Origin of the sequence: Haloferax mediterranei ATCC 33500, assembly GCF_000306765.2 — an archaeon.
Taxonomy (GTDB): Archaea; Halobacteriota; Halobacteria; order Halobacteriales; family Haloferacaceae; genus Haloferax; species Haloferax mediterranei.
The window spans coordinates 275,479-290,762 of the sequence record NC_017944.1 but is presented as its reverse complement, the minus strand read 5'-3'; the positions used below and the strand labels follow the sequence as shown (position 1 = coordinate 290,762).

15 protein-coding genes and 1 pseudogene are annotated in these 15,284 nt (G+C 58.9%); 12 read left to right on the top strand and 4 right to left on the bottom strand.

Annotation, left to right across the window (positions count from 1 at the left end; all coding sequences use genetic code 11):
* Positions 1–5: 5 nt before the first annotated feature.
* Positions 6–470, bottom strand: a complete 465-nt coding sequence (locus HFX_RS18015) for a type IV pilin (protein WP_004060854.1) — start codon at positions 468–470, stop codon at positions 6–8.
* Positions 471–962: 492 nt separating this feature from the next.
* Here HFX_RS18015 and HFX_RS18010 point away from each other — a divergent pair, with 492 nt between their 5' ends.
* From HFX_RS18010 to HFX_RS17960, 11 genes and pseudogenes are all read left to right on the top strand, one after another.
* Complete coding sequence (locus tag HFX_RS18010; RefSeq protein WP_004060855.1) at positions 963–1,586, top strand: RAD55 family ATPase; 624 nt, start codon at positions 963–965, stop codon at positions 1,584–1,586.
* A gap of 295 nt (positions 1,587–1,881) precedes the next feature.
* Positions 1,882–4,644 carry a type II/IV secretion system ATPase subunit gene (locus tag HFX_RS18005; RefSeq protein ID WP_004060856.1) on the top strand — a complete coding sequence of 921 codons (2,763 nt, stop codon included), beginning with the start codon at positions 1,882–1,884 and terminating at the stop codon, positions 4,642–4,644.
* Positions 4,641–4,982, top strand: a pseudogene (locus HFX_RS20580) (50S ribosomal protein L12); the annotation flags it as partial. The gene HFX_RS18005 and the pseudogene HFX_RS20580, both read left to right, overlap by 4 nt.
* Positions 4,983–5,090: 108 nt before the next feature.
* Positions 5,091–7,115, top strand: coding sequence for a type II secretion system F family protein (locus HFX_RS17995; RefSeq protein ID WP_004060858.1), 2,025 nt, complete (start codon positions 5,091–5,093; stop codon positions 7,113–7,115).
* On the top strand, positions 7,112–7,651 hold the full coding sequence (locus HFX_RS17990; RefSeq protein ID WP_014732805.1) for a DUF7287 family protein: 540 nt from the start codon (positions 7,112–7,114) through the stop codon (positions 7,649–7,651). The genes HFX_RS17995 and HFX_RS17990 overlap by 4 nt, the downstream gene beginning before the upstream one ends.
* A gap of 1 nt (position 7,652) precedes the next feature.
* Positions 7,653–8,252 (top strand): DUF7288 family protein, encoded by a 600-nt coding sequence (locus HFX_RS17985; RefSeq protein ID WP_004060859.1) that lies wholly within the window; start codon positions 7,653–7,655, stop codon positions 8,250–8,252.
* Positions 8,240–9,184, top strand: coding sequence for a DUF7261 family protein (locus tag HFX_RS17980; RefSeq protein WP_014732803.1), 945 nt, complete (start codon positions 8,240–8,242; stop codon positions 9,182–9,184). The genes HFX_RS17985 and HFX_RS17980 overlap by 13 nt, the downstream gene beginning before the upstream one ends.
* Positions 9,177–9,620, top strand: coding sequence for a DUF7266 family protein (locus HFX_RS17975; protein WP_004060861.1), 444 nt, complete (start codon positions 9,177–9,179; stop codon positions 9,618–9,620). Before HFX_RS17980 ends, HFX_RS17975 begins: the two co-directional genes overlap by 8 nt.
* Entirely contained in the window at positions 9,613–10,344 is a 732-nt protein-coding gene (locus tag HFX_RS17970; RefSeq protein WP_014732802.1) for a DUF7289 family protein, read from the top strand. Before HFX_RS17975 ends, HFX_RS17970 begins: the two co-directional genes overlap by 8 nt.
* 429 nt (positions 10,345–10,773) lie before the next feature.
* Entirely contained in the window at positions 10,774–11,199 is a 426-nt protein-coding gene (locus tag HFX_RS17965; protein WP_004060863.1) for a type IV pilin, read from the top strand.
* A 150-nt stretch (positions 11,200–11,349) separates the two neighbouring features.
* Positions 11,350–11,826 (top strand): YbaK/EbsC family protein, encoded by a 477-nt coding sequence (locus tag HFX_RS17960; RefSeq protein ID WP_004060864.1) that lies wholly within the window; start codon positions 11,350–11,352, stop codon positions 11,824–11,826.
* Positions 11,827–11,882: 56 nt separating this feature from the next.
* Here HFX_RS17960 and HFX_RS17955 read toward each other — a convergent pair whose 3' ends face one another.
* Both HFX_RS17955 and eif1A read right to left on the bottom strand, forming a co-directional pair.
* Positions 11,883–12,917: an NAD(P)-dependent alcohol dehydrogenase gene (locus tag HFX_RS17955; RefSeq protein ID WP_014732801.1), complete on the bottom strand. Its 1,035-nt coding sequence runs from the start codon at positions 12,915–12,917 to the stop codon at positions 11,883–11,885.
* Positions 12,918–13,069: 152 nt separating this feature from the next.
* The gene (eif1A, locus tag HFX_RS17950; RefSeq protein ID WP_081603741.1) at positions 13,070–13,354 is read right to left on the bottom strand and encodes a translation initiation factor eIF-1A; all 285 of its coding nucleotides are present in this window, start codon (positions 13,352–13,354) and stop codon (positions 13,070–13,072) included.
* Between the two features lie 508 nt (positions 13,355–13,862).
* On the opposite strand from eif1A, the gene HFX_RS20655 reads away from it, so the two are divergent.
* Positions 13,863–13,994 (top strand): SDR family oxidoreductase, encoded by a 132-nt coding sequence (locus tag HFX_RS20655; RefSeq protein ID WP_137685697.1) that lies wholly within the window; start codon positions 13,863–13,865, stop codon positions 13,992–13,994.
* Between the two features lie 35 nt (positions 13,995–14,029).
* Here the strand turns inward: HFX_RS20655 and HFX_RS17945 are convergent, their stop codons facing one another.
* Positions 14,030–15,043 (bottom strand): alcohol dehydrogenase catalytic domain-containing protein, encoded by a 1,014-nt coding sequence (locus HFX_RS17945; protein ID WP_049917542.1) that lies wholly within the window; start codon positions 15,041–15,043, stop codon positions 14,030–14,032.
* Positions 15,044–15,284 lie beyond the last annotated feature (241 nt).

Here is a 15,284-nt window from a genome sequence, read left to right as displayed (position 1 = left end):
CGTCGTTATTCGACCGTGTACTCGGCGAGTTGGACGACTCGGTCGCTGCTCGGGTCTTCCCAGGAGATGGTGATTCGAGTATCAGCGTTCGCAGCGGCAACGTCCTGTGCCACGTCACCGGTCGTGAACTTGTCCGACGACCATCCGGTGTAAGTAGCATCCGTGCCGTTAACTTTCACCACAACATTACTGGTCTCGATATTGTCTCCGCCCTGATGATACATGTCGATGTTCGACGTGTCATTCTCTTTGAATTCGAGACTGGCTTGTGGTGCATCCGAGCTTCCGGCGTTCACGCCGAGGGCGACGAAGCCGACGACGCCAGCGAGGATGACTGTCATTGCGATTAGTAGTGCGACACCGAGGACGGGTGATACCGCCCGTTCGTCCGTTTGGAACAGTTCGAGTAGTTTCATTGTTCGTTCCTGTTGGTACACCGCGAGTGGCCGGACGCGGACGACAGCTCGCATCGGAAGTCCCGGGACGGGCGAGCGTGACTCGCCCGACGACTACTGCCCGCCGTCCGCGTCTGGACGACTGGCGTACCCCCCCAGCCAGCTTCCGACTGCTGTCGTAACGTTCGGCACATGGGTGCAGTTGACACGATGCGCGATACCTGCATTGTAATTAGATCTATAATTCTCGAAAAACTGGTATCCAAGATGAACTGAGATTCTTCTGGGCCTGCCTAACGGGCTTCACGGCAAGTTCCGCAACCCGTTTAACGGAGGCTAACCGGTATCTAACCCGCAAGTACGGTAATCGCCGTCGATATCCATTGAGCGAGCGTTTCAGTCCCCCAGTTTATCGGTCGAACAGTTCTGTCCGGGGTTCGTACCAACAATCTGACTGGTGGAATCTGACGTGTAACAATATGACCACCTGTCGAAGGTCCGATCACGCATGAGACACAATACTCGAAGCGGTCAGCGTGTCCTGCAGTCCGCGGAGGCGGTCGGTCGATGACCGCGCTCGAAACTGGCATCGAACTCCTCGACAGGGAGTTGAACGGTGGAATCCCCGCTGGAAGCATCACTGCCGTGTTGGCACCGCCGGCTAGCCAGTCCGAACTGCTACTGTACGAACTCGCGTCAGCCCGCCCGACGCTGTATCTCACCACCATCCGTACTGCCGATGACGTCCGAGATGTCATGGCGACGTTGGGGCTGGGGGGCGACAATGTCGATGTCGTTCCGATGGAAAACACTGCGCCGGACGAATATCTCCTCGAACTGGTCGCAGAACTCCCCAGTTCCTCGACGCTCATCGTCGACCCCACAGAGCCGTTCGAGCAACTCCCACCAACCCAATACTGGGACTTCTTGAACGAACTTCGCGACGGTCTCGACGACGCGAACTCCATCGGTTTCTTCCACTGCCTGGACGGTCAGCACGTCCCGCCCCGGCGTGACGTCACCGAGTACGTCGCCGACACGGTGTTCAAGCTCTCGACCGAACGACGCGGGGATAGCGTCGAGAACACACTCATGGTCCCGAAATTCCGCGGTGGACACGCGCTTGAAGACATCATTAAACTCACTCTAACGACCAGCGTGGACGTCGACGTCAGCCGAAATATCGTCTGAGGGCGATGGCTGACGCCATTGCGTCCGAATCTTCGTTCAGCTTCCCGACCTTCATTCAGTGATTCCATATAGTCGGTTAATGTGACTATTACAATCCAGATACAGGTTCCAGAACTGATAGACACGCCGAGACGACACGGAGCTGGCGACCGCCCGTCTCGGAGTGTGGTGAGAGAACTATGAACATTGAGATACGGACACGGTCCGGCAGGGGAGATTCGGTCATAGAGGACCGCTTCCGCCGGAGAGAACAGAACGAGTTATGGGAGCCGCACAGCGGCGAGGGGGTGGAAGTGTGAGCGACGCGAGCAAGGGCCATGCCCGATGGACCGACGGCCGAGAGGACACGCCGGTGACAGTCGGCGAATACACCTGGGCAGACCTCATGCGCGAACACGGATACGACGCCGCTCGTGCATACCGCGACGTCGAAAAGAACGGGTCGTCGAACGGTGGATTGTTCGGACTCGGTTCCCGAAAACGGAAGGGAACCCCGTCGTCGCCCGACTGGGATGCGGTCGAGTTCGACCCGGGTGAGTGGCTTGGGTTTCACCCAGACAGTTTCCCCGACCGAATCGAGACGGCCGCAGGGCGTGCAAAGGCGCTTTACCGCCGATTCGAGCGATGGCTCGGAGACGCGCCGGTCGTCAAAGACAGGTACACGTGGGAGCACTTCAAGAGGGAGTACTACTACTCCGAAGACGGCTCTCTCCCGCGCGAAGGGGGAGAGGTGGTGCCGTTCCGTCCCGAGGAGTATCTCGGATTCGACCCGGACGATATCGGTGACCGTCTCCACGACGCGGCAGACGCCACTCGGGACTTGCGAGCAGTCGTCGACAAGCGGACGGTCAACGTCAACCCCGAATTCGACGAGGACGAGTTCTTCTCGACCGGCGAGGGGCACACGACCCTCGCCAATCGCTACGACCTCGAGAAATCGGTTCCGATGGACAAGAAGGGCCACTTCTTCGAAATCGAACGCTACTGGGTCGACAAGCCCTACGCCTTCGTCATTCTCTTCCATTCTCTGCGAGAGAACGAGAAGAAATACTACCTGGTGTCGCCGTACCAAAACGAGATAGAGCGGTCGCTGATGGAGTTCCTCTCGAAGAAACTCCGCACCGCCATCAAGTACTCCGACGACGACGTCATCGTCCGCGGGTCCGAGGAAGAACGACGGAGCGTCCTCGAACGCGAAACGCACCGACTCCTGAACCGCTATGACCTGTACGCAGGTGAGGTGTCCGGGCTGACGAACCCGCTCAGGCGTATCAATGGGTTGCTGAGTCTCCTCAACGGAGAGGATGAAACGCCGGGCGACGCCATGCAGGGCCAGCTCGACGGAATTTCGGCACGACCGGAACCTGTCGTTCTCGCGGAGGACCCCGATACCCTAACCGAATACCAGGTCCAGAAACTCCTGTACCTGCTCAATCGGGACTTCCTCGGGTACGAGCGAATCGACGGCATCAAACACGACATCAACGTCGAAGACATCTCCTGTGACGGGTACAACTCGCCCATCTTCGTCTACCATACGGACTACGAACAGCTCATCACGAACATCGAACACGGCGAGAAGGAGCTCGACGACTTCGTCGTCAAACTCGCCCAGCGGTCCGGCAAAGGCATCAGCCAACGACGGCCACAGGTGGACGCGACGCTCCCCGACGGGTCGCGTGCGCAACTCACACTCGGAAAGGCCGTCTCCGACCACGGGACGAACTACACCATTCGACAGTTCAAGGACGTCCCCTTCACGCCGGTCGACCTCATCAACTGGAAGACGTTCTCGCTGGAGCAGATGGCGTTCCTGTGGCTCTGCATCGAGAACCACCGCTCGCTCATCTTCGCAGGCGGCACGGCATCGGGGAAGACAACCTCGCTCAACGCCGTCTCGCTTTTCATCCCCAACAACACGAAAATCGTGTCCATCGAGGACACTCGTGAAGTTGAACTCCCCCAACGAAACTGGGTTGCCTCCGTCACTCGTCCCGCGTTCGGGACCAGCGACAGAGGTGACATCGACGAGTTCGACTTGCTGGAGGCGGCGCTTCGACAGCGCCCAGACTACATCGTTATGGGGGAGGTCCGCGGTGAAGAAGGTCGGACACTCTTCCAGGTGATGAGTACCGGGCACACGACGCTGACGACGTTCCACGCCGACAACGTCAGCGAGGTGCTGAAGCGGTTCACCACCGACCCAATCAACGTCTCGAAGACGCTGTTCACGTCGCTCGACCTCGTCTCGGTGCAGACCCAGACACGCATCCAGGGTCGGAAGATTCGGCGGAACAAGACGCTCACCGAAATCAACCACTACGACCCCGAGAACGACGAAATCAACGTTCAGGACGTCTATCAGTGGGACGCCGAGGACGACGAGTTCCGGCCGATGGGGAAGTCGAACACGCTTCGAAAGATACAGTTCGACCGTGGCTGGGACAAAGAGACGCTCGAACGGAAACTCTTCGAGCGAGAGGTCGTCCTCGCGTACCTCGTCGTGAACGGTTTCAACGAGTACACGCAGGTCGCCGCGACGCTACAGGGGTTCCTCAACGACCCAGACACCATCCTGACGCTGATTGCGAACGACCGCCTCGAAGACCACCTCGGGGAACTCCGGAAGATGGAGAGCGTCGTCATCGACGTCGACCCGGAGAAGGAGGAACTCGTCCCCCGACCCGACCCCGGTAGCGAGACGTACCAACGAGCGAAGGCCATCCTCGAACGGGCCGACGAAGAACTGTTCTCCGAGTATCGTGGCCATGCCTCGAAATCGCTCGCGACGGTCCTCTCGGATATCGCCGAGACGGAGAACATCGTCGCTGAACCCGGACAACGAGAGCGCCTTCAGGACATGTTCTACGGCGCGACGCTGCTGCAGTCGGACGACGTAGCGCCTGACGACGCGGAGTCGCCCGTGTCCGAAGCGAGTAACGGCGAGGTCCGGGCGGTCGGTGACGGCGGAACGACCGACACAGGCGGCGAGACACAACCAGACGAACCGACAGACGACGAACGAAGCGGAGACGAATCAACGAACCAAGAACCATGAAGTACACGTATGCAACGCTACTGCTGGACGAGACGGGCGCAGAGATCAACGAAGACAACCTGACCGCGGTACTGGAGGCCGCCGGTGCCGAATCATCAACCTCCCGAATAAAGGCACTCGTTGCGGCACTCGAAGACGTCGATATCGGCGAGTACGCGGCCGCGGCTCCCGAAGACGACAGTCCCAGAGCCGAGCCAGCAGAGGCCGCTGAGACTGGGGAGACAGCAGAGGCCGCGGAGCCGGAAGCAGACGAGTCAGATCAGGGCTTCGATATCGTCGAAGGGACCGACCCCGACCTACCGGCGGCGGTCGACGACGAGGCGACTACCGATGGTGGGACCAGGATTGACGACGGGACGACGCCAAACGGTGAGACGACGCCACCTACGGACGCCGAACCGTCGAGTCACGACGAACCCACCGAAGGTAGGTAAGAGGAGGACCAGATGAGCCTTGGTTTCGCAGAAGGCGGCTACGCCGGTCGAAGATTGGAGGTGATCGGAGACATCTTCTATCCTCTCTATCGGCGACTATTCAGTGAAGACAGCGGATTCGCCGCCGACGTACAGCGAAAGCTGGGCGAGGCGCGGATGCCGTACAACGTGGAGATGTACCTCTCGGTTGCGCTTGCGGTCGGAACAGCGTCGGGGTTCGCTCTCTGGTTCGCCGGGTTAACCCTCGGGTACATCCTGTTCGTCAGTCAAGCGATTGCCGTCGGGCCGTTACTCGGAGTCCCCGTCCCGAATGAGACCGTCCTCGCCATTATCGAGGCCGCCCGCGTTCCGCTTTTGGTATTCGGGACCGGATTGGTGTTCGGTCTCGTGGGATTCGGTATCGGCTTCGGAACTGCTATCGTGCTGCCGTATCTGCGGGCCAGCAGCCGTCGCCGCGAGATAAACATGCTTCTCCCGGATGCGGTGTCGTTCATGTACGCACTCTCCATCGGGGGGATGAACCAACTTGAGATATTCGAGGCGATAGCGGAAGCGGACGACACGTACGGCGAGGTGGCCCAAGAGTTCAAGACGATTCTGCTGGAGACGGAGTATTTCGACACTGACTATCGTTCCGCGATACGCCAGCAGGCGTTCGAGACACCGAGCGACGAGCTGAGTCAGTTTCTGACCGATATGCTCTCGGTCATCGACAGCGGCGGCGACATGACGCGCTTCCTCGACGACAAGAAGACGCTACACTTCCGGACTGCCAAACAGGAACAGGAGACCACGCTCGAAACACTTGAGCTATTCGCGGAGGTGTTCGTCACCCTCTCGCTTTTCCCCTTGCTCCTCATCATCGTCCTCATCGTCCTGAGCATGCTCGGACAGGGCCAGGAGTTGGTCCTCTTCGTCACTGTGTACGTGCTTATCCCACTCTTCGGTGGGATTTTCGTCGTCATTATGTCGACCGTCATGCATGACGACCCCGGCGACGGTGTACTGGAGATGAGCAAGGACGACCGTACCGTTGAAGATGAGTCCAGTCGCGGCTTATTCAACCGTGGCCTCGTCGAGCAGTTCACCGGACGATATAGCATCTTCGACCGAATCAAGCGCCGAGAGGGGAGCTTCGACACGCTCAACATCCTCAAGCGTCCAGACCTGTTCTTCCGGGACAACCCGACGTACACGCTCGCGCTCACGGTTCCGGCCGCGGTAGTGCTGGTGACTGTGGCCGTCGCGACGGGCGCGGTGCCAACGACGTGGGACGGTCTCGTCGCCAACCCGGTCTGGGGAACGTTCGTCTACATGTATCTCCCGATGTTCGTAGTCGGCATCCCCGTCGTCGTCTTCTACGAGTGGAACATCCGCTCGCGATACGGCATCCTCGACAACCTCTCGGAGGCCCTCCGGAAGCTTTCGAGTGCGAACGACACGGGACTCACGCTACTGGACTCGATTCGGACAGTCGCGGATACCTCCTCGGGTCGGTTCGCGGAGGAACTCGAAGTCATCTACGTGAAAAGCAGCTACGGGATGAACATCTCTGAATCGCTCGTCGTGTTCAACAACAAGTACCAGCTTCCGGCGCTGGCGCGCACCATCAAGCTCATTACCAAAGCGCAGGAGGCGTCCAGCCAGATCTCGTCGGTGTTGACGACGGCGGCACAAGCCGCAGAGAACCGAGACGACATCGAACGGGAACGGCGCTCTCAAACGCGCATGCAGGTAGTCATCGTCCTGATGACGTACCTGACGCTTCTCGGCGTCATGGCTATCCTGAAGGTTCGCTTTATCGATGTCCTCGCCCAACTGTCGTCCCAGCAAGGGACGACGAGTGCGAGCGAGTCGTTCACGGCGACCGTCGACGCGAATCTACTGTCGCTTCTGTTCTTCCACGCAGTGACGTTGCAGGCGGTCGTCACAGGCCTCGTCAGCGGCTACATGCGTGATGCGCGAGTCCTCTCGGGCGCGAAGTACATCGTTGGACTGCTCACTATCTCCCTTCTCGTCTGGGTGGTGGTCGGATGAGCTTGCGTGGCCGCTTCAGGGGGTCAGGTGAGAACCGCGGACAGACGAACATCGACTTCGTTCTCGGTATCGTCGTCTTCCTCTTTGCGTTCTCCTTCGTCATCGCCGCGATGCCGCAACTGCTCGCGCCATACGATGACCAGGAGACACCACTCGTGGCCGAACGAGTCTCGTCGACGCTCGCGGACTCGCTTCTCGTCGCGGAGGGTGACCCAGGATTCCTCAGCGTGGAATGTACCGGCGCGTTCTTCGTCGGCACCGGTGGGAGCGGCTGTCCGTTCTCGACGAGCGACCCACTTTCCGACCAAGTCGGTGTCGACCAGACGTACCAAGTGAACGCCACTCTCCAGTGGAACGTCTCTGGTGACGCCGATACGGAGGTACTCTGCTACAACGGCGGCGACGTCGGTGCCTGCGGTAGTGACCCACTCACCGTCGGACCGGCGGTTCCACAGGAGCAGCGCTCGGTTGCGGTCGAACGCCGAACCGTCATGGTCGACGACCAGCCGGCGATTCTCGAAGTGAGGGTGTGGTAATATGACGGACCGCGCACAGACATTCACACTGGAATCGGTCGCAGCGGCGTTGCTCCTCCTCGGGAGCGTCGTCTTCGTCACGCAGGCGGCCGGAATCACCCCGCTTACGGCGAGTACTGCGAGTCAACAGGTTCCCGAACAGCAACACGGCGTCGCCGTGGGAGTACTCGACGCCGCGTTCGCCAACGGCTCTCTCCGGTCGACGCTTCTGTACTGGGACGAGTCAGACGGGGCGTTCCACAGGACGGAAGACGAGCGGTACTACGTCGCCGGCGGCCCGCCGACGGCGTTCGGAGAGCTACTGAACGAGACGTTCGGGGACCGCGCCGTCACGTTCAACGTAGACATCGTCTACACTAACGCGAGCGGAGAACAAGAGCGAGTACCGATGGTCCGACAGGGGACACCGAGTGACGACGCCGTTCGGGCGACGCGAACGGTCACGCTGTACGACGACGACGCGTTGCTCGACGCATCCGGTAACTCGACGAATACGACGCTCGAATCGGTGCCGGAGGAGTCCTTCTACGCGCCGGACGCCGCCCCTGATAGTCCCGTCTACAACGTTGTCCGCGTGGAGGTGGTCGTATGGTCCGTCTGAATCCGATGGTTCGAGACACCGCTAGCGGCCGTGACCGCGCTCAACTCCTCCTCGTGGGGGCGTTCGCAATCGCGGTGCTCGTCCTGTCGCTGGCGCTGGTTCTGAACGGGGCAGCGCAGACCGAGACCCTCGCGACGGAAAGCACCGACGTCCACGACGGACGGGACGCCGTCCGGTTCGAACACAGCGTTCGCCGCGGTGTCGGCGGCACTGTCGAGTCAGTCAACCGCCGTAACAACACCTCCTACGCCGACCTCAAAGACGCCCTCAAAACCGCCGTGAACGACTGGGACGCGGTGGCCGCTCGCGGAAGCGCAGGAGAAGGAGTCAGCACGTCGGTCAACTACAGGAGTATGGAGCGGGGTTCCCGAATCGAACAGACGACGACTCGGGATTTCTCTGACGCGACCGGGACCGAAAACTGGACACTCGCATCGTCGGTCACACAGACGCGAGATTACCGGATGAACGTCTCGCGAACGAGCCTGTCGTCGGACTGTTCGAGCGGGTGCTTCGAAATCGTCGCGGACGACGGGAGTGACACGTGGCGAGCGTCGTTCACGGAGGACGGCTCGGAAATCGAGATGACCGTCGTCGCACCGAGCGGCACGGACACCTGCCGCGTGGCAGCCGATTCAGCCGTCGTCAACCTCTCCGCGGGAACGATGGACGACGGGGCGTGTTCGTTCCCCGGGTTCGCTGACGGGCTCTCCGGTCCGTACAGTATCTCCTACGAAAACGGGAGTCTGGGCGAAGGCACGTACGAACAGGAAGTCGATACGAGCGTCACGAACGACACGCGGTACGCCGCCGGAGGGCCGACCGTCTCGCCGAGTATCTACTCGACGAACGTGTCGGTAACATACGAGACGCCACAGCTGATGTACAACACGACAGCGCTTCGAGTCGTTCCGGGTGAGAGCGATGACTGACCGCGCCACCACCATCGCGCTGAACTACGTGATGCTGCTCGGTGTCGTATCGATTCTCGTGTCGACACTGGTGTTCGGCGTCGGTGGCCTCGTAACCGACCAACAAGAACGCGGCGTCCGCTCGCAACTCGACGTCGTCGGCAACCGACTCGCAAACGACCTGACTACCGTCGATGGACTCGCAAGCCAGACAGGCAGTTCGGTCAGCCTTCGGAGTGACCTCCCGGATCGGGCGGTCGGGAGTCGATACACGATTACCGTCTCACCCATCGGTGGTGACCTGTACCAACTCACGCTTCAGAGTTCCGACCCGGATGTCGTGGTGAGAGTCAGGTTCCAGTCGCAAACGCCGATAGAATCAGGTACCGTCCGCGGTGGTCCTGTCGACATCGAGTACGATTCGGGGACATCCGAGGGGGTGGTCCTCCGTGACTGACGACAGAGCGGTGTCCGAAACGATGGGATTCGCCTTGATTTTCGGCGTGGTCATGCTGGCAATCGTCCTCGTCTCCATGACGGTGTATCCAGCCATCGCGGACATCGAGGACCACCAGCGCGTCTCGAACGTCGAGCGCGGAATGGAGTCGCTAGCCGACAACGTCGACGACCTCGTCCGGAACGACGCCCCAAGTAGGTCGACGCGTCTCCGCCTCACCGAGGGTCAATTCGCTCTCGGTGAGCCGATAACTGTCACAGTGAACGGGACAGATGCCGGTGGAGACTCGTTCTCGGAGACGCAAACCGTCAGGCCCCTCGTCTATCGGTCCGGCGAGGGGACGGAACTCGTCTACGTCAACGGTGCGGTCGTCCGCGACGACGGCGATGGTGTCGTGATGGCTAGCGAACCACGACTGCTTGTCTCGAACCGAAGCGTCGTCCTTCCCATCGTCAACCTCCAGCAGGGAAGCGGCCCGAGCGGCGTCGAGGGGACGATGAGAGTCGTGACGGTTCGAAAAGACGCTCGCGTCGTGGTCGCCGAGAACACACCCCACGACGTGGATATCTCGATTACGTCGCCCCGCGCAGAAGCGTGGCGACGGACCTTCGAGGCGCGCGACGGCGTCACGTGCGGTCCCATCTCGGGGGACACGTTGACCTGTTCTGTGAACACGGAACGAGTGTACGTGACGGCCACGGACATCGACGTGGCGTACAGATGACCGGACGGTGCCGACGGTTCCGCCGAGCATAGGGTGCCCAGACGACACCCACACCTCGGTCACACTCTCACCAGTTACTAGTGTCTCACCGGTTACCAGTACCATCCAGATAGTCGCGAGTACCACCTCTGAACGTTCGAATCGAATTATAGTAGCGTTTGCAAGTCAGTACACACTCGACCGACCGCTGTCGTGCGGTCGGCTGTGTCACCAGTTGCAAACGCAACTACATCTACCACGGAGCCACAGCGCCGCGAGTCGGGAGGTCATCAGTCGGTGCCCATGACGAGTGAAATGATCTCTCAGCGTGAATTTATATCTATGGAGAACGTTCTGATAACCATAAGGTTTCGAGCGCCAGACTACCCAAGTGTCGATTCACATTTTTTGAACGACCGTCTGTCGCCCGACGTGCCTAGGAGAAACATCATGAACATCAAGAGAATCTTCACAGAGTCACGTGCAGTTTCGCCGGTCATCGGGGTCATCCTGATGGTCGCGATTACCGTCATCCTCGCCGCCGTCATTGGGACGTTCGTCCTTGGTCTCGGCGACCAAGTCGGCAACTCGGCACCGCAGGCGAGTTTCAGCTTCGACTACGACGGAGCAGAAACGGTGACAATCACCCACGAGAGTGGTGACCCTATCGATGCAGACCGAGTCTCGGTTACCGGTGACGGCGTCGACTCGAGTGCTACAGTCTCGTGGACAGACGATACAATCAATGCCGGTGACAGCGCAGATGTTACGACCTCCAGCAACCCGTTAACTGGTGGCGAAACCATCCGCGTCATCTGGACCTCCGAGTCAGGTTCCACCTCTGCAACCCTGCAGAAGTGGACCTACACCGCCTAAATTCGTAATCGAAGCAGCAATCGCTGAACAATAAACTCGAACCAGACACGAAATTTTATTCGAAATTACATCTGTGAGAGCCGACATTATCCCGATACAAATCCTGCCCGGCGGCGAACGTTCTTATCGGAAGCCGCAGAAGCGGTGCGTATGCATCCCACGGCGCGACAGTTCGCCACGCAAGTACAGGAGGCCCACGGCTTCGAAGCGGCCATCGAAGAGTTCCCTGAAGGAACGAAGACGGCGAGCGATGCGGCGGCAGCAATCGGGTGCGACGTTGCGCAAATCGTCAAGAGCATCGTGATGCGCGTCGGCGACGAGACAGTGATTGTCCTCACGAGCGGAGCCAATCGCGTCGATGAAGCCGCGTTAGGTGCCGAGTTCGGCGTCGAGGCGGATGCAGTCCAAAGCGCGGGTGCATCCGAGGTGAAACGCGCGACTGGTTGGAGCATCGGCGGCGTGCCACCCACCTGTCACGCAACTGAGTGCCCCGTACTCGCCGATCCGACGTTCGACACATTCGAAGAGATATGGGCCGCCGCGGGGACTCCAGAAGCGGTATTTCGGCTCACACCATCGGCGTTGCGAACGCTTTCTGACCCCCGCTTCGTCGACGTGTTTGAGTGACCGATTCCGGCAGAGACAACACCACAATGTCCGCTGTTCGAAGCGGCCAGAAAGGCTCACTCAGAGGGGAGTTCCACCATTCCCTTACACACGTCGGGTTCTTGCGCCCGTTCGAACGCGGCGGTGAGGTCACGCATCGACATCTCGAAGTCGATGATATCTTCGACCTCGATAGCTCCCTGTTCGAGAAGCGAAATAGCAGTGTGGTACGTGTTCCTGAATCTGAACGACCCACGGAGGTCGAGTTCCTTGTCGACGAGTTCGTTGGTCGCGATTGGGATATCGTCGTTCTGAGAGAGTCCGATACAGACAATCGTCCCACCCCGTCGAACCACCTCGGTAGTCGAGGCGATAGCCGCCGCTGCACCGGATGCCTCGACAACGACATCGACGCCTTCGCCGTCAGTGAACGCTGCTACTGCGTCCGTCAGGTCTTCGTCGGCGACGTTTACCGTGGTTGCTGCACCTGCGTTTCGCGCGCGGTCGAGTTTCGACGGGACGACATCGGAAACGAGGACATCGCTGGCACCAGCCGCGCGGGCCGCTTTGAGTACCATCATCCCGATAGGACCAGCACCGGTGACGAGAACAGTATCTCCGAGACCGATTTCGCCTCGCCGGGTCGCATGGATGCCAACGCTGAGTGGTTCACAGAGTGCGCCGGCACGCGTTGACACAGGTTCCGGGAGCCGATAAGCGAAATCAGCATCCCACGAGACGAACTCCGCGAATGCACCGTCGTCCGGCGGTGTGGCCATAAACACCACGTCAGGACAGAGGTTGTACGTCCCCGCGCGGCATCGGGCGCACTCACCGCAGGGGATTCCGGGTTCGAGGGAAACACGGTCGCCGGGGCTGAGATGGTCGACGCCGCTTCCAACTTCGACCACTTCGCCGGCGCTCTCGTGGCCTAAGATGAGCGGTGATTCGACGACGTAGTCGCCGATACGGCCGTGCTCGAAGTAGTGTACGTCCGAGCCGCAGATACCGACGTGTCTGATTTGGACGAGTACCTCGCCCGAATTTGGGGTAGGCCGTGGACGTTTGCTGTGCTCGAAGTTCCTGGGTTCGGTTAATTCGACGACGTGCATGGGCATGTAGTGAGAGCTACTCGCTCGATTGACGAGATTGGTGCTCTCTAAGTAAGTAACAACCGGCGACAAGCAGTCAGATATGTCGAACTACAATTCGAGACGCACGTCTCAGCGAGCTATTAAGATAAACTCCCCTTTCGAGAGAATGGTTACTGGATGTGGCCTTCGCGTCGGAGTTGGTCCGCGTCTTCGCCGGTGTAGCGCCATTCGATGTTGGCTTTCTCGTCCTGCCAGTCCCATGGTTCGACGAGCACGACGTCGCCCTCGTTAATCCACGTTCGGTATTTCATCCGGCCGGGAATGCGTCCCATTCGGTTCTCTCCGTCCTCACAGCGGATTCGAACGTGATTACCACCGTTGTGCTCAGTGACGACTGCGAACAGTTCGTTGTCGTTGGGCATTCGAAGATTTCGACGCCCTTGATTTTCACTCACAGTCTTATTCAGAGACGAAGACGGATAACTTATCGGATACACGCGGTAGCATGAGTCACCCACACAAGTATCACACTAAAAATCCGATTGGACACCACGATGTCCGCTGTTTCCGGTCCTCTCAGCGTTGTACAGTATAAACTTCATACGACGATATTATTGAATCGAGATGAGGAGAACCACAGTTTCGGAGTTTGGGATCTGATGCGTGCCTTCGTTTCATTCAGTGACTAACTGATTAGGGTAGCGTCCGGTGATTTTCGAACGGTTAGAAAGGTGAGCTATAGTAGCGTTTGCAACTGGTGACACATCCGATCGCACGACAGCGGTCGAGCGAGTGTGCAATGACTTGCAAACGCTACTATAGAAACGTTTTCTGAGTGATAAGGGGAACTGCGGTACTGCACCCGTTTCATAGTCAGCTACTGGGAACAGAATGCACGCATCAAAACCATCCTCCGAGGTTGTGTCTTCAAGGAGCAACAAGAAGGCTCAAGAGCGCGATTAGATTCCGTTATCACGACGCGGTGATTCAAAAGACATAGCAGACTGGATCGCTTACTTAGTGAACCGTGATGTCAAGTGGACGACTGGTCAAATCATTTCTGTTGATAGTGGACTGAGCGTCACGTATGGGTAACCTCTATTCTGACCGTTCTATTTAGAAAGAATGAACTAGGGGGTGACAACGAGCTTTCCGACGCTCTCGCGGTCCTGCATCGCCACGAACGCCGCTTCAGTATCCTCAAGCGAGTAGGTTTCGTCGATCTCCGGTGTGAGAGAACCGGATGCAACCAGTCCTATCAGGGTCTCCAAGTCACGCTGCGTTCCCATTGTACTCCCGATGACGCGTTTGTGGCCGAGGAATAGATCAGGGATGTCGATTACAGATTTATTACCAGCTGTCCGCCCGCAGACCGCCATCCGGCCATCACGACGCAATACATCCAACCCAAGCTGGGTGTACTCTCCTCCGAGGTGGTTAAGCACACCGTCAACCGAGCCGATGTTAGTGACCGCATCCTCAATCTCGTTTGGGTCAGTGCTTTTGATTGCGTAGTCAAGGCCGAGCGATTTGAGGCGGTCGAGTTTTACTTGAGACGAAGACGTCCCGATGCTGTGGGCACCAAGGGAGGCTACGAGTTGCACACCGGCGACCCCGACACCTCCAGTCACACCGGGAATAAACACGAGGTCAGTCGGTCCGGTTTCTAGTCGGCGAAGCATATGGTACGCGGTCATGTAGGCTGTCGGCAGAGCGGCCGCTTCAACCGTACTCACGGAATCCGGAAGGGGGACGAGACGGTCAGCCTGTACCCGGGCAGCCTCGGCAAGTCCTCCGTGATAGAGCGAGTGATTTTCACAGAGATTTTCCGGACCCTCCCGACAGTAGCGACATGTCCCGCACGTTACGTTCGGGCAGAGTACTACACGGTCACCGGACTCGACGCCAGTAACGTCTTCACCGATGTTCTGGACAGTTCCTGCGAGGTCAAGACCACTAACGAACGGCAGGTCGCTCGTATCTATCACCGCTGAATCACCTTCGAGAATCCAGAGGTCGTGACGATTGATCGCACACGCCTCGACTTCGACCACAGCCTCATGTCTATCGGGTTCAGGTATTGGCCGATCGATAATCGAAATGCTATTTGGGCCAGTGAAATCGCTGAAAGCTGCGACACGCATCAGATATTGTTTGTTAGTTATATGAATAGTTAATGTGGAAGCAGCAGGAATGACTGGCTCTTCTCCGATAGTAGCGTTTGTAACTGGTGACACATCCAATCACACGACAGCGGTCGATCTAGTGTACAATGACTTGCAAACGCTACTATAGTGAACCCATCGCGTCCGGGAACTCGGTCAAGGTGTCGGCTAGCCAATCATCCATCGGCAGGCCATTGACCTGCAACTGGATGCGAGACAT

Excerpts from the sequence above, each read along its gene's own strand:
- HFX_RS18015 (WP_004060854.1), bottom strand. The coding sequence starts at position 470 with ATGCGAGCTGTCGTCCGCGTCCGGCCACTCGCGGTGTACCAACAGGAA.
- HFX_RS18010 (WP_004060855.1), top strand. The coding sequence starts at position 963 with ATGACCGCGCTCGAAACTGGCATCGAACTCCTCGACAGGGAGTTGAAC.
- HFX_RS17995 (WP_004060858.1), top strand. The coding sequence starts at position 5,091 with ATGAGCCTTGGTTTCGCAGAAGGCGGCTACGCCGGTCGAAGATTGGAG.
- HFX_RS17990 (WP_014732805.1), top strand. The coding sequence starts at position 7,112 with ATGAGCTTGCGTGGCCGCTTCAGGGGGTCAGGTGAGAACCGCGGACAG.
- HFX_RS17985 (WP_004060859.1), top strand. The coding sequence starts at position 7,653 with ATGACGGACCGCGCACAGACATTCACACTGGAATCGGTCGCAGCGGCG.
- HFX_RS17980 (WP_014732803.1), top strand. The coding sequence starts at position 8,240 with ATGGTCCGTCTGAATCCGATGGTTCGAGACACCGCTAGCGGCCGTGAC.
- HFX_RS17975 (WP_004060861.1), top strand. The coding sequence starts at position 9,177 with ATGACTGACCGCGCCACCACCATCGCGCTGAACTACGTGATGCTGCTC.
- HFX_RS17965 (WP_004060863.1), top strand. The coding sequence starts at position 10,774 with ATGAACATCAAGAGAATCTTCACAGAGTCACGTGCAGTTTCGCCGGTC.
- HFX_RS17960 (WP_004060864.1), top strand. The coding sequence starts at position 11,350 with ATGCATCCCACGGCGCGACAGTTCGCCACGCAAGTACAGGAGGCCCAC.
- HFX_RS17955 (WP_014732801.1), bottom strand. The coding sequence starts at position 12,917 with ATGCACGTCGTCGAATTAACCGAACCCAGGAACTTCGAGCACAGCAAA.
- HFX_RS17945 (WP_049917542.1), bottom strand. The coding sequence starts at position 15,043 with ATGCGTGTCGCAGCTTTCAGCGATTTCACTGGCCCAAATAGCATTTCG.